The organism is Helicobacter sp. (assembly GCF_029067145.1).
Classification (GTDB): Bacteria; Campylobacterota; Campylobacteria; order Campylobacterales; family Helicobacteraceae; genus Helicobacter_D.
Window position 1 is genome coordinate 1 of sequence record NZ_JAIEFA010000058.1, and the last position, 19,423, is coordinate 19,423.

Consider the following 19,423-nt stretch of genomic DNA (forward strand, 5'->3'; position numbering starts at 1 on the left):
GATTTTTAGCTTTGCACGAGCAATGAAGAGATTAAGACTCATTACATTGTCATCAATCACTGCGATTTGATAAGGCTTAAAATCACCAAAGCCTTTCTTTCTTATTTTACCACCAAGTGTGCTTTTGCCACTGCCGCAAGCCCCACAAATCGCAATTTTGATTTTGCCCTCGGGGGGGGGGCTTTTGATAGAATCTCTATGCAAAGCGCATTAAGTTTTTGATAAAATTCCATCTTTTTTACTCCTTAATCTTTGATTCTTAAACTATTTCCCACTACAAGCAAAGAGCTAAGCGACATAGAAAGTGCCGCAATAAGCGGAATCACAAAGCCCGCCATTGCAAGCGGAATCGTGAGGGCATTATACACAAGAGAGATTCCAAGATTTTGCAAAATAAACCGATAAGTGCGCTGCCCAAGCCTAAAAGAATCCAACACTCCTTGCATACTATCATCAAGCACGACGACATCGCTTACACTAATAGCTAAATCAATGCCGCCACCCATTGCAATGGCAATATCGCTTTTACCAAGTGCAATGGAATCGTTAATGCCATCGCCTGCCATTACGACAACTTTACTCTGTTTGTGTAGTTTGTCAATGAAATTTGCCTTATCTAGCGGACTTTGTACGGCATAATATTCTGCGATTCCAACTGCTTTTGCCACATTCTCGCAAGCTCCTGCATTGTCGCCACTTAAAAGTATGCAGGTAATCCCTTTTTGTTGCAGTGTCGCAATCACCTCTTTTGCGTCCTCTTTAAGCGTGTCTTGCAGGGTAAATTCCGCTAGAATCTTAGAATCTTTGGCAAAATAAAACACGCTTGCTTGCGCGTCTTGCAGAGGAGTTGGAATCTCTACATTGTGTTCTTGTAAAAGCGTCAAGTTTCCGCCCAAATAAGTGTTGCCTTGCACCTTTGCCACGATTCCGCGTGCGTTAATTTGTGTCATAGAATCCAAAGGAATTTCCTTGCTTGGTCTGCCGATAAACTCTAGCACCGCTTTGCTAATGGGGTGGGCGTTTTGCGTGAGCATAGAATATAGGATTCCATAATCTTTAGAATCTAGCGCATTTTGAGCGTTAAAATACTGCACATTCAAGACTTTGAGTTGTCCCTTTGTTAATGTTCCTGTTTTGTCTAGCACCAATGTGTCGGCTTTGGCAATGGTTTCCAAAAACCGCGCTTCCTTGAAAAGAATCTTGTGCTTTAAGGATTCGCTAAGTCCGATGAGGGAGGCAATAGGGGTTGCAAGGGCAAGCGCGCAAGGGCAAGCGATGATAATCACAGAAATCATTACCATTAAGGAGCGTTCAAAGGGCGCATTGAGTAGATATTCCCAAACTAAAAAAGTGCCAAAGGCAAGAGAAAGAATCACAAGAGAAAAATAATGCGAAATATAATCGGCTGCTTCTTGAATCTTGGGGCGCGCATTGAGAGAGTTTTCTATCAAACCTACAATTTTCATCATCAAAGAATCCTTGAAAACCTTGCAGACTTGATATTCAAAGGGGCAATTTAGAGCCAAAGAGCCAGAATAAATGGAATCTCCTGCACTTTTGATTTGCGGTAAGGATTCGCCACTCATTGCACTTTCGTCACAAAGTGCTTCTTGACTTAACAAAACTCCATCAAGCGCAACGCGCTCCCCCGGTTGCACTTGCACGATATCTCCTACACGCACAGATTCTATCGCAGTTTCTTGGAAGTTTTGTGTGGGATTAGAATCCTTAGCAATTTGGGATTCTGTGTTTTGTGGAGTTTGTAGCACTCGCACACTTAGGGGCATTTGAGCATTGAGTTTATCTAGGCTATCTACTGCACTTTTTTTGCCCCGTACTTCTAAGAATTTGCCAATTAATACAAAAGTAATAATCATCGCGACAGATTCAAAGTAGGTTTCACCGCCTTTGAAACTTGCATAAATAGAATAAAGATAAGCCAAACTTGCCCCGCTAATGACTAGCAAATCCATATTGGGTGTTCTAAATTTTAGCGCCGCCCAAGCACCACGCCAGAAAATAATTCCGCTAAAAAACAGCACAGGAGTAGAGAGCGCGAATCCCGCGAAGTTTAGAATATTGCGCATTTCATCGGAGATTCCGCTAAAATACCCAGCGTATTGCGCGACAGCAATCCACATAATATTCATCACGCAAAAGATTCCAACTACCATTTTAATATAATAATCGCGCTTTTCTTTGTTTGCATAAGCTTCTTGCAAGCGCGGGTCATAAGCGTGTGCGTCATAGCCAATTTGTCGGATTGTCTGAATGATTTGAGAAATCTTAATTTCCTTTGGATTATAAAGAATCGTGACTTTGTTGTTAGTGTAGTTCAGATTGACTTTTGCGATTCCATTTGTTTTGGTAAGGATTTTTTCATTCAGCCAGACACAAGCAATACAATGGATTCTTTCTAAAATTAGAGAAATCTCGCACAAATCCTCTTTCACGCTCACATAACGTTCAAAAAATGGTGCAGAATCAAAGGATTCTAGGTTTTGGGATTCTAAAGTTTCTTTGGCAGGTTCTAAGGTGTTGTTGCCTAATTTGTTATAAAAATCCTCTAAACCCTCGCTATTGAGGAGTTTATAAACGCCCTCGCAGCCTTTGCAACAAAAATACTTTTCCTCTTCGCCAATTTTGGTTTTAAACAGCACCTTTTCATCAAATTCTAAATGGCAGTGGTCGCAAAGATGTTTCATAGAATCTCTAACAAATAAAGGGTATCACGCTTAAAAAGGTAATACAAAGCAATCCGCCACCTATGGTTTTGCGATTCTTTCTTTGCCATTTTCTCCGCGCCTATGCGTTGGATTCAAATTGTTTTAAAAATTTCTTAAGATTTCTTGCTGCTTGACGAATCCTGTTTTCATTCTCTATAAGAGCAATACGAACATAATTATCCCCGTGATTGCCAAAGCCAATTCCCGGACTTACCGCAATTTTTGCTTCTTGCAAAAGCTGTTTAGAAAACTCCATACTGCCTAGATGTTTGGCACATTCTGGAATCTCTGCCCAAATAAACATACTTGCTTTTGGTTTGCTCATTTTCCACCCAGCTGCTCCAAAGCTATCAATCAGCACTTCCATACGATGTTCGTATTTGTGGGCAATCTCTTGGACGCAAGTTTGGTCGCCATTTAAGGCAATCGTAGAGGCGATTTGAATCGGAGTGTAAAGCCCATAGTCTAGCCAACTTTTAATTTTTTGCAATGCGCCAATGAGCTTTTCATTGCCTACCATACAACCCACTCGCCAACCCGCCATATTGTAGCTTTTAGATAGTGTGTAGCCCTCCACAGCGACATCTAGCGCACCTTCTACTTCAAAGATAGAGGGCGCAATATAACCTCCAAAGCTCAAATCTGCATAAGCAATATCGTTTATGATATAGAATCGCTCCTGTTTTGCTAGCTTTACAAGTCTTTCATAGAATCTCTTATAAACAACCACCGTGGTAGGATTGTGAGGAAAGTTTGTTACAACAAACTTTGGTTTGGGCATTGTGTTTTTAAGGGCTTTTTGTAGGGATTCAAAGTAAGCCTCTTCATCTAATTCATAGTTTTCATTCCACTTTAACCCAAAAGTCGCTACATTCGCACCCGCTAGCATAAAGGCATAATAATGAATCGGATAAGCCGGCTCTGCGACGATTGCAGTATCTCCGGGATTCGTAATGGCTTGGACTAAATGCACATAGCCCTCTTTAGAACCCATAGAAACACAAACTTGTGTGTCGGGATTTAAAGAGATTCCGTATTTGCGTTTGTAGGTATCTGCAATGGCAAGACGGAGTTTATAGATTCCTTTGCTCGCAGAATAGCCGTGATTTTTTGGCTTATGTGCTGCTTCGCAGAGTTTATCTATGATATGTTCGGGAGTTGCGCCATCGGGATTTCCCATACTAAAGTCAATCACATCTTCGCCCTCTTGACGCATTTTTAATTTAATTTCGTTAATGGCAGCAAAAACATACTTTGGTAATCTTTTAATTCTTTCAAACTCAATTTCTTCAAACATTTTTTCTCCTTTTTAAATTTTCATTTTAGTGTTACATCTAAGCCATTTTTTGTTGTAATGGGCAAAAAAGTATCCGTGATTTTTACAAACATTGCTCCCTTTGGAATCTCTTTTTGGAATGTTTGTGAGGATTTTTGATTGCTAATAATTTCTAAAATATTCAGATTTTTATCAAAAAATATTAATTTTGGATACCATAAGATTCCATTGCTTGATTTGACTTCTAGTCGGTTACCTTTATCAATTTGATACCAATATTCTCCTTTTAGATTGGCTTTGCGATTCGTTTCATTGGTGGTTAATTTGGTCGCTTTTGGATATTGAAATGTAGTATTTGTGATGGTGTAATTCCATTGATACACTTGACTTCGTTCAATATTTAACACTTTATAGCCATAATCATACAATTTTTCCTGCAAGAGTGTAGGGTCAATCGCATATTCGGTATTCATAGAGAGAATAAACTTAAATTGTTGTTCGTTAAGCACACTTTCTTTAAGCAAAAAATAATAATATCCCATTTCATTTAAAATATCATAGAGCACATTTGTAAAGGTGGTTGGATTTTCTTTGACACTAAAGGTAACTTCAAGTTCCATTGGTTGTTTAAAGGTAAGCTTTAATAAGCCATTTTGTTTGAGTGTTTGAGAGATTTTATATAAATCGGGTTGTCCTTTGTTGTCCAAAAAATATCCTTGATTGCTAAAGAGTCTTTGGATAAATTTTTGATTTGTTTTATATTCTTGCACGCCTAAGAGTTGTGCGACTTTGTAGTCAATCGGATTCTGTAATGCAGGAGTTTGCGCATTAATGGAGTTTTCTAGCAGGCAAACAAAGAGGACGATCCACAAGCATTTGCGGGTTATTTCTACCACCCTAATCCCCTTGTGTGTTGATTGTATTGTGCAAGTGTAATTTCACTGAAGTTTCCTGCTTCATCTACCAAAAAAAGCATTTTTTCTGCTTTATTGTAGTTTGTTAGCTCGCCATTATTGTTCAAATCTAGCATTCCGTGTCCTGTAATAATGGTTTGCGGGCGGGTTAAGTCAATCTCTATGGAATTGCTTGTTAGAAGCGAGGTTTTTTTGCGTGTATCTAAATAAACAATTCCAACCCAAACATTGGAGCGAGGGACGATTTCTAGCTTGTGTGTAGATGCTGTAACAGCTTGTGTTGGAGTGTTGGGTGTAGATTGGATAGAATCTTGTGCATTCTCTGTATTGGCAACTTGTGGAATCTCATTTAGAGGCGCAGAGGCAGAGGCGTCTAAAGAAGTGTTTGTAGGTAGCGATTCGTCTTTTGCAGATGTAGTGGGAGCTTCTACATTTTCTGTGGCATTGTTTTCTGTATTTTGCATATTCTCTAGTTCTGTATCGGGGTTAGTATGTTGGGATTCTATTGGTGTTGGCTCTTTGATAATTTCTTTGGCGGAATTGTCAGAAAAATTTGTCCAGGCATAAAATCCAACGCCCAAAAAGAGGATAATAATCGCACTAAGAATGAGGTATTTTTGGGAATTATTTTGTTTGATGACTTCGTGCGTAACCTTGAAATTAATGACCGTTTCTAGGCTTTCTAGTTTTTGGTCAGGGCGATTATTCCAAAACTCATTATATTCCTCTTGCCATTTTTGTAGATTGACATTATATTCGCGCTCCAAAATCTTGATTAATCCAATCGTTGTTGTATGGTCTTGGAGTGCTTCAAAATTGGAATCCAAAATAAATTGGATTTTATTTAACGCCATATGCGTGTGTTTTGAAATTTCTCTTGCTCCAATTTTTTTTAATTTTTCAATATCTTCCATTCATAATCCTATCTATTAAAATTGCACCTGCTGTGCTGACATTGAGAGAATCAAACTCTCGTTTTTGTGGAATGGCAAGGTTTTGGTCCATTTTTTTTAAGATTCTATTTCCCAAGCCCTCTCCCTCATTTCCTAAAAACAATGCTTTTTTGCCCTTTGGCATTTGCACGAGATGTGTGCCTTTTGGATTGGTTCCATAAAGAGTAAAATTAGCTAATTTAAGCTCATTCGCAACATCTAGTGCATTATGCACGAGCGCAAAAGGCATATCCAACATCGCTCCCGCACTTGCGCGCAATGCCCCTTCTTGTTTTAGTTCTTTTAAGCCGCAAATTACGATTCCATCTACACCTAGCACATAACTACTGCGAAAGAGTGCCCCAAGATTCCCCACATCATTAATGCTACACAACACTAACACAAATTGCATTGTCTTAATAGCATTCCATTCCAATGGCACAAGAGGGGAAATCTCTAGCAAATAGCCTTGATGATTTCCACCTTTTGCTAAAGCTTGTGCCTTTTTAGAATCAACGCGAAGCAACGGGACATTTAATTTTGCAAAAGCCTGAAATAGCTTTTTGTCAATCTCTTTAGCAAGGTAAATGGTTTGTATTTTTTCGCTATGTTTTAAAAGAACAAGTTCGGCAATGCGCTTCCCATAAACAATCATTGATTTTATCCTATTTTTTCTTAAATTTTTTGCTTATTTTGTCAATAATTCATAATATTCGCTTGCATTTCCGCCCTTTAATTTTGCCAGAATCTTAGCTTTGATTTTGGGGGGAATTTCTAGGCTTAACACCATTTCTTGCGTCAGGACTTTTTCTTCTTGTGGGTTGGTTGTAGGGCTAAGAATCATCACCCACTCGCCTTTAAGAAACGCAGAATCTTTGTGGCATTTTTGCGTAAAAGAATCTTGGATTTGCTTTAATGTGTCTTTAAAGGTTTGTTGGTGCTTCTTTGTCAATTCTTTTGCCAAAAAAACTATGCGCGAGGAATCAATTTGCGTCATTAGCTCTAAGGTTTCTAATAATCTGTGTGTAGATTCATAAAAAACAACAGGATAAGGGCTTTTAAATGCTTTGTGTAAGGATTGCAAACGCTCTTTTATCTTGTGTGGTGGGAATCCTAAAAAGCTAAATTCTTTTTCTACGATTCCGCTAAATGCCACCGCCAAAGTAACCGCACTAATCCCGCCTAACACTTCATAGGGCAAACTTCTCTCCTGCAAGAATCGCACAAGCTCCACGCCCGGGTCGCTAATACAAGGCATTCCCGCATCGCTTAAAAAGCCAATTTGTTGCTCAAAAAATTCTTGTGTTACTTGATTTAAAAAATGTGTAGCATTATGTGTGTGAAAGGCGAAATATTGGTAGTTTTTAAAGGGTAGAATCTCACGCTCTGTGAGCAGTGTAATTAATCGTTTGCTGACTCTTGTATCCTCGCACAAAAGCACTTCGCATTGTTTCAAAGTCTCTAATGTGCGCAATGTAATGTCTTGGAGGTTACCAATGGGAGTTGGCAGAAAAGTAACCATAAACCAAGTCAATAAAAATTATTTTAAATTGTATCTTTGTTTGAATTTCTCAACTCTTCCTGCGGTATCTACGACTTTGTCAGAACCTGTGTAAAAAGGGTGGCAAAAAGAGGAAATATCAATTCTCAAAGTTGGTTTTGTGCTTAAAACCTCTATTTCTTTACCGCTTGTAACACAAGTTACTTTGCACGGAACATATTCTGGGTGGATTCCTTTTTTCATAACAACTGCCTTTTTGTAAAAAATTAAACGCGAATCATATCTAAAAAATACTAAGATTTAGCATAAATTTCAAAAATCTTTAGCATATTTTTGTTAAACTTGCCTCCTTAGAAATTTAATAGAATAAAATCGGAGCAAAAATGATTACACCGCGCACGCTTAGTGGCTTTAAAGACCGACTTCCTAAGGAATCTTACGCGAAGTCTCAAATGCTAAAAAGCATTGTAGAATCCTTTGAGAAATTTGGCTTCTCTCCCATTGAAACACCGCATTTAGAATATGCAGAGATTCTAAAAAAGCAAGGCAGTGAGGAAATCCAAAAGGAAATGTATCACTTCTTAGACCACGGAGGGCGCGAAGTGGCATTGCGGTTTGATTTAACCGTGCCTCTTGCGCGTTTTATCGCACAATACAAAAACGAACTTGGTTTGCCTTTTAAACGATATTGTATCGGCAATGTGTTTCGTGGTGAGCGCGCTCAAAAAGGGCGTTACAGGGAATTTACACAATGCGATTTTGATTTTATTGGCACACAAAGTATTGGCGCAGATGCGGAGATTGTTCAAGTGATTTATCAAACTTTGCGTCATTTAGGCGTGGAGAGATTCACGATTGCGCTAAACAACCGCAAGATTTTTAATGGCTTAATGGAATCTTTGGGGGCAGAATCGCAAACGATTGAAGTATTAAGAATCGTTGATAAAATTGACAAAATAGGGCGCAAGAGTGTGTGCGAGGAGCTAGAAAAAGAAACAAGTCTTAAGAGTGAGCAAATTACTATGCTTTTGGATTTCATTGCGCAAAAACAAGAGGGAAGTGCTTTGGAGTTTTTGGGGAAATTAGAATCTTACAAGGCAAGAAATGCGACTTTGGCGGAGGGTTTAAATGAGCTTTGCGCGCTTTGCGCATTGCTTGGTGCGTTAATCCCTCAAGAATTTTATCAAATCAATCTTTCCATTGCGCGTGGGCTTGGGTATTATACCGGAATCATTTATGAAACGACATTGGACGATTTACCTACGCTTGGTTCGGTTTGTTCTGGTGGTCGTTATGATAATTTGACGCAAAACTTTTCTAAAGATTCTTTAAGCGGTGTGGGCGCGAGTATTGGGCTAGATAGAATGCTTGCGGGGCTAGAGGAGCTAGGCTTGATGCAGGGTAGTGCAAATGTCGCAGATGCTTTGCTGATTCCACTTCAGAGCTTAGAATATGGCTATTTTGCGGCGCAAAATTTGCGGAATCTTGGCTTGAAAATAGAAGTTTATCCCGAGATTGTGAAGCCTAAGAAATCCTTTGCGTATGCAAATACTAAGGGATATAAATATGTGATTGTGCTAGGTGAGGAAGAGGAAGCGCAAAAGACTTATACACTTAAAAATATGGAAAGCGGGGAGCAGAAAAATCATTTAAGTTTGGAATCCCTCGTGGAGTGTTTGCGGGTTGTGGAAGATTAAGTGCGTCTTTGTGGGGTGAAAACAAATTTAAGTTTTTGCGATAAATTGCCGATATAAATGCTATAATCAAAGAATCTTACAAATAAAATAAGGAGAAATTGGTGATGAAAAAGGTTTGTTTGGCTGTATTTTTATGTGTAGGAGTGGCATTGGGGTTAAGCGCAGGAGAGATAAATTTACCCAAAAATGCTAAAATTGGCAAGACTTTAGAGGGCAAAACACTTCAAGAAGTATTACAAAAAGTATCAAATAGCAAAAAGGAGGTAGTAGAGAAAAATATTTCAAAAGCAATTACCGCTTTGCCTCTAGATCTTTTTACTTTTAATCCAGATACAGATATTTTGGTAGAGGTTACAGATTCTAGTGGTTCGCAGATTTTGTATTATTTGGCTGCAAAAAAGGATACACAAGCCTTTTGTTTCCCAAAAGTTGCAGAGAATAGAGGAAATGGTTGGATTCTTCCTCTAGCAGGTAGTAGAGAATGGGAAGATATAGCAAATGCTTACAATGGAATTTTTAAAGGAGACAATACAGGGGGACCAAGAACTGCAACCAATAGCGCGGGAATGTGGATATATGCGACTTCTTATGCGGATTTTGCAAATAGAGTAATATTTTCTCGCAATTATAATGGGAATGGATCGATTAGGACAGACTACTTTCACGCAGTGATTAATGCAGATGGCACATTACAGATTACTTCTGCAATAACAAATTATTCAGTGGATAGAGTTTATACAACCAAGCCTTATCCGCTTAATGAATGGGTGTATATTCAAGCATTTCAACAAGCAAATCTCTATACAATAGGCTGGAAAACCGCTACCGATGAGGAGAGAAAATCTAAGACTTTTACAAGAAATGTGGATTTGGAGGGGGTAAATTTTAATAATATCTTTAAGAATGATAATTATGAAATAAGTCCAAATTCTTGCTTTCCCGTGAAAGAATTTTTTTGGCAACCTGGCATTTTTATGTTTGAGCTTATGTATAACTACAATGCAAAAGCTAAATTAATACAACAAAATAGGCAAAATGTCTTTGGATTAGACACGGAACTTGTAGATAATATTAACGCTGTAATAATGGGGCAACCATCATTTTTAGCAGAGGATTCTTTTGTTGTGTATGCTGATAGTAATGATATTGTAATAGACATTAGAAGCACAATAGGATTTTAAATGTATTTGGGGAAAATAAATGATTCAAAGCATTTATTCGCAAATGCAAATTCCAATGAGGCATTAGCAATCAAAAATAAATTAAGCCTTGAGGGTAAAGTAGAGCTAGATGAAAATGGCAAGCCAAAAATTGTCAATGGAAAATTTCAGTGGAATGCGGAATATACGAAAGAGTTAAGAGATTCCGCGAACAATTCCGCAACTAATTTTATAATGGCTAATGTTAGTTTTGGTAGCTTTAATAATCGCAATATTGTTAATTTTACAAATCTAGCAGGTAAAAATGTGTGGAGCTCTCAAGGCAGTCAATATGCCTTTAGTAATAGCAACTCTATGCTTGAAAGAAACAATGGTGCTTACTATACAGGCAGTGATTATTTGCAACTAAACGCACTTGCGGAATCTACGAAGCTAAAAACTGCAATAGGAAGTGCGGAAGTTTTCTTAGATATGCTAGGCGATAACGATTCCTTAGGCGTGGGAGATGTGGGGAAGCTTGGGAATCTCTTTAACTTTGATAGCAATAATGACGGATTCTTAGATAAAGAGGACGAGCTATTCTCTAAGCTGAAACTCCGTGTGGATAATGGCAATGGCGAGTATAGAATCGCAAACTTAAGTGATGTGGTTAGCAGGATAGATTTGTATGATTTCATCAAAGGCTATGACAAAAGCATAGGATATGACGGGCTAACTCTAGCGCAAATCAAAGAATATCGCGCAAACTTCCACTTTAGCAAGATTCCAGATGATAAAAAGCTAAATCCTTATGTAGATATTCGCGCATTTAGAGGGCAAGAAATGAGCCTATTCCCGCACGAGCAGCATTACAAAAAGATAGACCAAAAAGATATTATTGCTATGTTTGAAGCCTATGCTGACAAAGAAGGTTGGGTGAATCTCAAAGACAAAGAAGTCAATGAAGCCCTTTTTGCAAGTGGAGATTTCATTACAAATTTCGCTTATAAAAAGACGAATCTAGCAGGAGTGGAGGTGCTAGAGGAATTTAAGGTGGTAGATAGGCTAGATAATGGCTCAAGACCCTCGTCTTTTTATGATGGGCTTAATATCCGAGAGTTTGAGGAGAAATACAATCGCCTGCATAATAAAAGTAAGCCAAGCTATGAGGAGCAGTATAAAGAGGCTTTTACGAAGCTGTATGACGAATATTATGAGGCGAAAAATAGCTTTATGGGCGCAAAAGAGAATCTGCTTAATAATGAGCTAGTAGATGGCGAGATAAAGGAGAAAGTAGAATCGCTAGAGGAATCTAGCCAAATGAGTGCCATAAGGCAAAAGTTTCATAGTATTGTTGGAATAGAGTTTAGCGAGGAGCGACTAGAGAGAATCAAAAATGCGCTTGATGACCCGATTTTAAGCAAAGAAGTCGCAGCGGCTATGCAAGATGCGGAGGCTGTAACTTCTATGAGACTTGAGAAAGATGGCAGGATTCTGCTTCGCTTTGAATCAGGGCGAGAGATTCTAGTAAATGAGCTTTATAATGAGACAGGTGAGCTTTATATTACCAAAAGGGGCGATAGGGCTGGAATCAGCCTAGAGGCAAGAAGCAAGAGTGATGAGGAACTAAGCAAAATAGACTTTAGTGAATATGGAATCCGACAAGGAGAGGAAATAGTGAGCCTCCAAAATATCGGTGCGGAAATGGTGCGCAGACTTACCAGCGAGAATGGGAAGTTTTTAGGATTCATCATTCAACTAACGGGGCAAAAACAAGAAATGGTGGTGGAGAACCTCTACAATCTTTACACGATAGATTTTATGAACAAGACACGAAGTTTCACACTAGGGGTGTAAAATTAAAATCTAGCGTATAATAATCCATATCCTTGTGAGCGAAACAAAGCAATCCATAATTTAGTATAAATTAAATTTTGCAATGGAATCTTTAAAGGCGAGATTCCGCATTATGGATTGCCACGACTTCGGACGAAGTCTCGCAATGACAGAACCAAAACGTCTGCATTTTATCCTTAGTGCCTTCAAAGATAATTTTGCGTGCTTAAAATAAGTGTGTAAAATCACGAATTTTTTGGAGTTTTTATGTTGCAGGCAAGCATAAAGCTTACCCGCTAATGTTAATATTTAAGCATGGAGAGATTGGATATAAGATTTTACAGAATCTATCCCTTGTGCTTTTGCGCCCGCAAATGCTTTAGAGACAAATTCCCAATTAATATGGCTGAAAAACTTTTCCAAATACGCAGGACGCGCGTTTCTGTGGTCAATGTAATAAGCGTGTTCCCACACATCTACAACAAGCACAGGGATTAGTCCTTCTGTTACAGGAGTTTGCGCGTTGCTTGTTTGCTTGATTTCTAGCTTGTTAGCGTTTGGATTCCATACAACCCAGCACCAACCCGAGCCAAAAAGCGTAGTAGCAGCGTTTAAAAAGGTTTCTTTAAACTTTTCTAGCCCTCCAAAACTTGCTTGGATAGCTTCCTCTAGCTCTGTGCTTTTGCTACTTGCATTTGGGCTAACACAATCCCAATAAAAATCGTGATTATACACTTGTGCCACGTTGTTAAACACTCCACCTTGAGATTTTGTGAGAATCTCAAACAAGCCTTTGCTTTCAAACTCTGTTCCTTCAATGAGATTGTTTAGATTGTTGATGTAGGTTTGGTGGTGTTTGCCGTGATGGTATTCGCAGGTTTCTTTGCTGATAAAGCCTGTAATCTCGGTAAATGGTAATTTGCGTAATTGAAACATAATTAATCCTTAAAAATAATTTAAAACATAAAGTTTTGAAATGAGATTCTAACATAATTAAAATAAAATTGTCCCCTAAAGATTCCTTGAAATCTTAAAGAAAAATTTTGTAAAATTGCTTCATTTTGTTTCATAAGGATTGTTCAATGGCTGTTGTTTTACAAATCGGAGCAGGGGGCGTTGGGGGCGTTGTCGCGCACAAAATGGCGCAAAATCGCGAAGTGTTTTCACGCATTATTTTAGCTTCGCGCACACTTAGTAAATGTAAGGCAATCGCAGATTCTATCCGTGCTAAGGGTTTAGGCGAAATTGAGATTGATGAAGTTGATGCGGATAATGTGGAATCCCTTGTAGCTTTGATTAATAAATACCGCCCAAAGCTTGTGGTGAATGTCGCGCTTCCCTATCAGGACTTGAGCATTATGGAGGCGTGTTTGCGCACAAAGACGCATTATTTAGACACTGCAAACTACGAACACCCCGATTCCGCGCATTTTGAGTATAAAGAGCAGTGGGCGTATGACACGCGCTACAAAGAAGCGGGGATTTACGCACTGCTTGGCAGTGGCTTTGACCCGGGTGTTACGAATGTCTTTTGTGCGTATGCGCAGAAGCATTATTTTGATGAGATTCATAGCATTGATATTTTGGATTGCAACGCAGGAGACCACGGCTATGCGTTTGCGACAAATTTTAATCCCGAGATAAACTTGCGTGAAGTAAGTAGCAAGGCGCGGTATTGGGTGGCGCGTTCAGCTTGTAGCGACTTTTTAGGGAGTGCAACGGACGCTTCATTGCGGAGTATGTCTAATACACCTCATTCGCTTACCTCGCACAACCCTAAAAATTCATCTACAATCTTGGAACGCGGCGCGCAAGATTCAGGATCTCAAGTAGATTCTAAATCCTCCCTTGTCTCCCAAACCGATACCGCCATCAATTCTGATTTGCAACAAGACACCATTTATCGCAAGTTTGAACGCGAAGAGAAGCATTTTGCGCTAGAATCTAACACACAGAATTTGCAGGTGGTGGATTATGCAGGGGGACAATGGCGCGATATTCCGCCTCTTGCGCTAATGAAAGAATGGAATTATCCCGAAGTGGGTATGAAAAACAGCTATTTGCTTTATCACGAGGAGCTAGAATCGCTTGTGCGTAATATCAAGGGACTAAAGAGAATCCGCTTTTTTATGACCTTTGGAGAATCCTACCTCACGCATATGAAGTGCTTGGAGAATGTCGGGCTTTTGCGCGTGGATTGCGTGGAGCATAAGGGGCAAAAAATCGTGCCAATAGAGGTGCTAAAGACGCTTTTGCCTGACCCTGCAAGTTTGGCAAGTCGCACAAAGGGTAAGACAAATATCGGCTGCTACATTAAGGGCGTGAAAGACGGCAAGGAGCGCACGATTTATATTTATAATGTATGTGAGCACGAGAAATGCTATACAGAGGTGAATGCGCAGGGTGTGAGCTATACCACAGGTGTGCCGGCGATGATTGGAGCGAAGCTCATTTGCGAGGGCAAATGGGGCGTAGGCGCAAATTCGGTTTGTAGCGACTTTTTGAGGAGTGCATCGGACACTTCATTGCGGAGTATGTCTAATACACCTCATTCGCTTACCTCGCACAACCTCAAAAATTCATCTACAACCCTAGAATTTGCGGATTTAAAGGAATCTTACAATGCCGAGCGTTTGGAGGCAAACAAGGATATGCCAGAAGGTGGGGAATATCAAGGAATTGATAATGCGCTAGAGTTGCAAAAACAGGGAGGCGATAATAATGAATGCAGTGCAGAAGTAGTAAGTAGTGATAGAAATTCTAAGATTGTAGATGAAAAATCGGAGCTGCGCAGTTGCGAATGCGGAGATAAGACACAAGCGTCTATCGCACAAATGAGCGATAAGCTCTCCGATTTATCGCTACAAGCTGAATTTCAAGGAAGTGGTGTATGGAATATGGAGCAAAACGACCCCGACCCCTTTATGAGCGAGCTAAACAAGCAAGGACTGCCCTATGTCGTGCTAGAAATAGAATCAAATGGAGAGGTAAAAGTGCTAGAAGATGGGAGATGAGAGTTAGAGTAGTAATTCAATAAAGCATAAGCCCGATATGGATAGAATACCGCAAAATAAAAGGTTAGGCAAGATGAGTTTTGTAGAAAGCAAAAATAAGTTTGATAGAGAGAATGCCAATAAAAATTCTTTTAACGCATTTTTGACAGAGCATTTAACAAGCAATAAACAAGTGGAATGGCTTAAAAATAATGGCGATAAAAATGAGCAGTATTATAAATGGCAGTTTCTTTATAGCATTGTAGATTGTGGAATGTTTGCGAAAGACTACATCGGCACAGAAATTCACTTACCCAAGGGCAATAAATCTTCAGCTCCACTTAAAATTGATGCAGTGATTTTTGATGATAAAGCTTGGTTTAGTAAATATGAGGATTACCATAAAAACAATAATTTAGATTCTTTGCAATGGCTTAAAAATCATATCTTAGCTGTGATAGAGTTTAAAAAAGAAGATTCTAAAAATATTGCAGAAGTGTATGATAAGCAACTCAAAGCCTATATGAAAGAATGTGAAAATGCCTTTTGCTTAGGGATTTTATATGATACCGAGCGACTTTATCTTTTTAAAAAGCAGGGCGATAAATATTTGCGTTATTCGCAAGAATTTAACCAAAAAGGAGATAACTCTAAGATAGGTGATTTAAGTCTGCATTTGCCAGACCCTTATTCTAATCTTCCTGATTTTGAACATTTAAAAAATTTCCAAAATCCTAAGCCTATTTTGAGGGATAAAAGAAAGCTTGAAGAGTTAGATACAATTTCAGGCTTACATTCAACAACTTTAAATCAAGCAATGTATAACATACTTTATACTTTAGACAAGGTGGGCTTAGTTAATCAAAAGGGATATTTAATCCTAATTCAAATTTTAGCTTTAAAAATCTATGATGAAAAGCATAATTCACCTTTATTGTTTTATATTTTAGATAATGAAGCAAATTATGAAAAAATATCTGATGATACCATACAAGCTTTTATTCATAGGATTGAAACTCTCATAAAAAATGCAAGTGGAAACTATCGTAAAATTTTGAAAAATAAAGAGTTGGATTTCAAAAATGAAAATCATCTTAAAGTGCTTATTTGTGTGGTAAAAGAATTTCAAGATTATTCTTTTGTAAAATCTTATAAAAGCGATTTGTATCAGCTTATTTTTCATCGCTTTGCCCAACCTTTTGCTAAAGATTCCAATGCTCAGTTTCTCACACCTTTGCCACTTATTGATTTTTTGGTAAGTGTTGTAAATCCTAGAAATGGTGAAAGTGTAATAGACCCAACCGTTGGCATCGCGGATTTCCTCTCTGTTTCTTATGTTAATTCTCACTCAAAACTTAATGATAATAATATTTTCGGGATAGATATTGATGAGCAAATGATAAGCCTAGCCACACTTAATATGCTTCTTAATGGTGATGGTAATGCAACTTTAGAACAAAGTGGAGATTTAGGTTCTATTGCAAATAAATTTAATACAGACAACAAGCTTTTAACGCTAGATTTTAATACAAATAAAAATGGTGCTTGGGATAATAGAGCTGATGATGAGGAGCTTAAAAAGTTTGATGTTGTGCTTACAAATCCACCTTTTGGCGAGAAACGAGCTTTTATTCCCGTAAATGAGCAAGAAAAAAAGATTATACAATGCTATGAAACTTGGGGATTTTATAAGGACAAAATAGATTTGGGTGTGGTGTTTTTAGAAAATGCATATAGAATCTTAAAAGAGAATGGACGCTTTGGCATTGTGCTTAGTAATTCCATTGCAAGTATTGATACGCACAAACAAACAAGACAATGGCTTATGGAAAAATGTCGCATTGTAGCGATTTTTGACCTTCCAGCTAATACCTTTGCAGAGACAGGTGTAAATGTCTCTATGATAGTAGCCTATAAACCTAAAAGCAGTGAGCTAGAAAAGCTAAAAGAGCAAGGGTATAGTATCTTTATAAAAAACATAGAAAATATAGGTTATGAGGTAAAAACAATTGACCGCATAAAAAACTTTGTAAAAGTGTATAAGATAGACCCAGAGACTTTTGAAATAGAGCTTGATGAGCAAGGCAGAGCAAAGCTCAATGAAGACTTTACTCAAACATTAAACGAATTTCAATCGTGGTGTGCAATGCAAGAAGAATCCTTGCAAAATATTTTTATTAAAGCAAAATAATGGCTTATATAGATATTCCAAAAGAGATAAGCTCTAAAGAAGTGCTAGAAAATGGGTGCAATCTCTCAAGCAATGCTTACAAAAAGCTATTAATGAAAAATGCCAATTTTAAAATTTTGAGAGAATTATTAGCAAGAGATTTGAAACGAAGTGATTTGGGTGTAGAGGTAGGCTCACTTTCTTATGTGCCAAAATCACCTTTTACATTTATGCGAGCAAAAGCCTTGCAAGAGTATAGCTTTTTACCAGAAATCACAGATGAAAGTTTGCTTTACATTTTACCTCAAAGCTTTGTCAATATGGATTTAAAGAAAGGAGATGTGATTATCTCCAAAGATAGCAATATAGGTGAAATAGTGATTTTAGAAAAAGACTATCCAAACACTATGCTATCAGGGGCTATGTATAAGCTTCCACTTGCACAACACAAGTATTATATTTTAGCAGTGATAAAGCACAGAATCTTTAGGGACCAACTAGATTTTATCGTGCCAAAGGGCGCGACCATCCGACACGCTAAGCAACTTTTTTTGGAGTGTAAAATCCCCTTTCCAAATTATAATGTAGAGCAAACGATTGCATTTATAGAAACACTCGTGCAATCTATTATTATAAAAGAAAAGTTAATTAAAGAGAGACACACTAAGATTCTAAACCTTATAGAATCTGAACTTTTAAACAATCAAAAGTCAAATGCTTTTTGTTATGCCTATCCAACCTTTAAAGAACTCCAAGAATCAGGACGATTAGATACAGGGATATATTGCGAAGAGTTTAAGAAGATTGATTTTTTAATAAAAAATTATAAAAATGATTATCAATCATTTAGTGAATTAAATCTTGATATAAGTAGAGGGCAAAACTTACAGGAAAGTTGCATAGGAAAAAGTATATATTCTGATATTTACCAAAGAAATTTTTATTCTTTAGCGTTACCAACACACTTTTCTCAATATGGAACGATAAATAAAATGCTTTATTTTGGCAATAGTAATACTTTAAAGATTTTGAAGCAGGGAGAAATTGTATTTGGTGCAGAAGGCACTTTTAGAAGCATTGTTGTTATAGGTGAAGTTGAAAAATTTATAACCAATATTCATGGAATTACACTTTATAAAAACGATTTAACGGAGAGTATCTTTATAAAATTATTCATGGATTTTTTGACGGAGAAAAGATTTATAGACTTTATTAAGGTCGGTGGACATGGGGGTAGTTTGGCGCAAAAATATTGGAATTTAATTCCTTTTCCAAATTTCCCCAAAAATCTACAAGAACAAATCGCTCTTTTGTATCATAATCCTAGTACAAAGTTAGATTATGAGAATCTAAACCTAGAAAACTTTAAAATTCAAGACGAAACTTTTTGTGAAAATGCGGGAATTTATGAGCTAGATAAAAGCATAAAACATCTCAAAAGTATTCTTAATTCTTGTATTGATGATATTGTGAATGATAGGGAAGTGGTAATTAGTTTTCAAGAAACTAATTATTATTAGAATCAATACGATAAAAGAGGAATAAAATGTCTAAGAGCGACAAATATATTTGGGGAATAAATAAAGAATTGCCAATTATTGACGACCATAGTCTTGTTAAACTAGAGATTATTGAGAAATATCTTGAAACTTATATCAAACATTTAGCGATTTTTCCCTTTACAGATAAATTAAAATTTGCCATTATTGATGGTTTTTCTGGTGGTGGATTATATAGGGCAGTGAATAATCAAATAATATCAGGAAGCCCATTAAGAATCTTGGGGGCTATTCAAAGGCTAAAAAAGGAAATTAGCATTGAGCGAGAGACGAAAAACTTTAAAAATATTGAGTTTGATATTCCTATTTATCTGATTGAGAAAAATAAGGCAACTTTTGAATTTTTACAAAAAACACTTTCAGAAAAAAGCTTGAGCAGTATGTGTGAGGTTATTAATGGAGAATTTGAAAAAATATATTTACAAATCATACAAAAATTAAAAATGCAAAAATATCAAAGAGCAATTTTTATTTTAGACCAATACGGATACGCAGATGCAACCATAAATACCATAAAAAATATTTTGACTAATTTTAAAAATACTGAAGTTATTTTAACTTTTGCGTGTGATAGTCTAATTGACTATCTTTCAGTGAAAAATAAAACAGCACTTATAAATTTAGGTTTAGACAATAATGATATTGAACATTTATTGGATACAAAAATAGATAATGATGAC

General features: G+C 37.4%; 16 protein-coding genes and 1 pseudogene. 8 read left to right on the plus strand and 9 right to left on the minus strand.

Annotated features, from left to right (window positions below):
* The 8 genes and pseudogenes from K2N75_RS06095 to rpmE all read right to left on the minus strand — a co-directional run.
* Positions 1–204 (minus strand): annotated as a pseudogene (locus K2N75_RS06095) (hypothetical protein); the annotation flags it as partial.
* A gap of 41 nt (positions 205–245) precedes the next feature.
* Positions 246–2,705 carry a heavy metal translocating P-type ATPase gene (locus K2N75_RS06100; protein ID WP_297680619.1) on the minus strand — a complete coding sequence of 820 codons (2,460 nt, stop codon included), beginning with the start codon at positions 2,703–2,705 and terminating at the stop codon, positions 246–248.
* A gap of 100 nt (positions 2,706–2,805) precedes the next feature.
* A complete protein-coding gene (locus K2N75_RS06105) occupies positions 2,806–4,023 on the minus strand; it encodes an LL-diaminopimelate aminotransferase (RefSeq protein WP_297680621.1) in 1,218 nt (405 codons plus the stop codon).
* 20 nt (positions 4,024–4,043) lie between these two features.
* Entirely contained in the window at positions 4,044–4,898 is an 855-nt protein-coding gene (locus tag K2N75_RS06110; protein WP_297680623.1) for a hypothetical protein, read from the minus strand.
* Positions 4,892–5,830: a hypothetical protein gene (locus K2N75_RS06115; protein WP_297680625.1), complete on the minus strand. Its 939-nt coding sequence runs from the start codon at positions 5,828–5,830 to the stop codon at positions 4,892–4,894. The genes K2N75_RS06110 and K2N75_RS06115 overlap by 7 nt, the downstream gene beginning before the upstream one ends.
* On the minus strand, positions 5,817–6,503 hold the full coding sequence (gene rlmB / locus K2N75_RS06120; RefSeq protein WP_297680627.1) for a 23S rRNA (guanosine(2251)-2'-O)-methyltransferase RlmB: 687 nt from the start codon (positions 6,501–6,503) through the stop codon (positions 5,817–5,819). The genes K2N75_RS06115 and rlmB overlap by 14 nt, the downstream gene beginning before the upstream one ends.
* A 33-nt stretch (positions 6,504–6,536) precedes the next feature.
* Positions 6,537–7,370, minus strand: a complete 834-nt coding sequence (gene rsmI / locus K2N75_RS06125; protein WP_300120159.1) for a 16S rRNA (cytidine(1402)-2'-O)-methyltransferase — start codon at positions 7,368–7,370, stop codon at positions 6,537–6,539.
* An 18-nt stretch (positions 7,371–7,388) separates the two neighbouring features.
* Complete coding sequence (gene rpmE / locus K2N75_RS06130) at positions 7,389–7,592, minus strand: 50S ribosomal protein L31 (RefSeq protein ID WP_115551142.1); 204 nt, start codon at positions 7,590–7,592, stop codon at positions 7,389–7,391.
* Positions 7,593–7,732: 140 nt separating this feature from the next.
* On the opposite strand from rpmE, the gene hisS reads away from it, so the two are divergent.
* From hisS to K2N75_RS06150, 4 genes are all read left to right on the plus strand, one after another.
* Positions 7,733–9,046 carry a histidine--tRNA ligase gene (gene hisS / locus K2N75_RS06135; protein ID WP_297680630.1) on the plus strand — a complete coding sequence of 438 codons (1,314 nt, stop codon included), beginning with the start codon at positions 7,733–7,735 and terminating at the stop codon, positions 9,044–9,046.
* Positions 9,047–9,147: 101 nt separating this feature from the next.
* Complete coding sequence (locus K2N75_RS06140) at positions 9,148–10,227, plus strand: hypothetical protein (RefSeq protein WP_297680631.1); 1,080 nt, start codon at positions 9,148–9,150, stop codon at positions 10,225–10,227.
* Positions 10,228–12,042 carry a hypothetical protein gene (locus K2N75_RS06145; RefSeq protein WP_297680633.1) on the plus strand — a complete coding sequence of 605 codons (1,815 nt, stop codon included), beginning with the start codon at positions 10,228–10,230 and terminating at the stop codon, positions 12,040–12,042.
* Between the two features lie 82 nt (positions 12,043–12,124).
* Complete coding sequence (locus K2N75_RS06150; protein WP_297680635.1) at positions 12,125–12,256, plus strand: hypothetical protein; 132 nt, start codon at positions 12,125–12,127, stop codon at positions 12,254–12,256.
* Between the two features lie 74 nt (positions 12,257–12,330).
* Here K2N75_RS06150 and K2N75_RS06155 read toward each other — a convergent pair whose 3' ends face one another.
* On the minus strand, positions 12,331–12,957 hold the full coding sequence (locus K2N75_RS06155; RefSeq protein ID WP_297680637.1) for a superoxide dismutase: 627 nt from the start codon (positions 12,955–12,957) through the stop codon (positions 12,331–12,333).
* Positions 12,958–13,103: 146 nt separating this feature from the next.
* On the opposite strand from K2N75_RS06155, the gene K2N75_RS06160 reads away from it, so the two are divergent.
* From K2N75_RS06160 to tcmP, 4 genes are all read left to right on the plus strand, one after another.
* Positions 13,104–15,035 (plus strand): saccharopine dehydrogenase family protein, encoded by a 1,932-nt coding sequence (locus K2N75_RS06160; RefSeq protein ID WP_297680639.1) that lies wholly within the window; start codon positions 13,104–13,106, stop codon positions 15,033–15,035.
* Between the two features lie 73 nt (positions 15,036–15,108).
* Entirely contained in the window at positions 15,109–17,205 is a 2,097-nt protein-coding gene (locus K2N75_RS06165) for an N-6 DNA methylase (protein ID WP_297680641.1), read from the plus strand.
* On the plus strand, positions 17,205–18,704 hold the full coding sequence (locus K2N75_RS06170; protein WP_297680643.1) for a hypothetical protein: 1,500 nt from the start codon (positions 17,205–17,207) through the stop codon (positions 18,702–18,704). The genes K2N75_RS06165 and K2N75_RS06170 overlap by 1 nt, the downstream gene beginning before the upstream one ends.
* A gap of 26 nt (positions 18,705–18,730) precedes the next feature.
* Positions 18,731–19,423: three-Cys-motif partner protein TcmP (gene tcmP / locus K2N75_RS06175; protein WP_297680645.1), on the plus strand; the 693-nt coding region annotated here is incomplete at its 3' end.

What these genes read in the sequence shown, in the direction of transcription:
- K2N75_RS06100 (WP_297680619.1), bottom strand. Translation starts at nt 2,705, where the DNA reads ATGAAACATCTTTGCGACCACTGCCATTTAGAATTTGATGAAAAGGTG.
- K2N75_RS06105 (WP_297680621.1), bottom strand. Translation starts at nt 4,023, where the DNA reads ATGTTTGAAGAAATTGAGTTTGAAAGAATTAAAAGATTACCAAAGTAT.
- K2N75_RS06115 (WP_297680625.1), bottom strand. Translation starts at nt 5,830, where the DNA reads ATGGAAGATATTGAAAAATTAAAAAAAATTGGAGCAAGAGAAATTTCA.
- rlmB (WP_297680627.1), bottom strand. Translation starts at nt 6,503, where the DNA reads ATGATTGTTTATGGGAAGCGCATTGCCGAACTTGTTCTTTTAAAACAT.
- rsmI (WP_300120159.1), bottom strand. Translation starts at nt 7,370, where the DNA reads ATGGTTACTTTTCTGCCAACTCCCATTGGTAACCTCCAAGACATTACA.
- rpmE (WP_115551142.1), bottom strand. Translation starts at nt 7,592, where the DNA reads ATGAAAAAAGGAATCCACCCAGAATATGTTCCGTGCAAAGTAACTTGT.
- hisS (WP_297680630.1), top strand. Translation starts at nt 7,733, where the DNA reads ATGATTACACCGCGCACGCTTAGTGGCTTTAAAGACCGACTTCCTAAG.
- K2N75_RS06145 (WP_297680633.1), top strand. Translation starts at nt 10,228, where the DNA reads ATGTATTTGGGGAAAATAAATGATTCAAAGCATTTATTCGCAAATGCA.
- K2N75_RS06150 (WP_297680635.1), top strand. Translation starts at nt 12,125, where the DNA reads ATGGAATCTTTAAAGGCGAGATTCCGCATTATGGATTGCCACGACTTC.
- K2N75_RS06155 (WP_297680637.1), bottom strand. Translation starts at nt 12,957, where the DNA reads ATGTTTCAATTACGCAAATTACCATTTACCGAGATTACAGGCTTTATC.
- K2N75_RS06160 (WP_297680639.1), top strand. Translation starts at nt 13,104, where the DNA reads ATGGCTGTTGTTTTACAAATCGGAGCAGGGGGCGTTGGGGGCGTTGTC.
- K2N75_RS06165 (WP_297680641.1), top strand. Translation starts at nt 15,109, where the DNA reads ATGAGTTTTGTAGAAAGCAAAAATAAGTTTGATAGAGAGAATGCCAAT.
- K2N75_RS06170 (WP_297680643.1), top strand. Translation starts at nt 17,205, where the DNA reads ATGGCTTATATAGATATTCCAAAAGAGATAAGCTCTAAAGAAGTGCTA.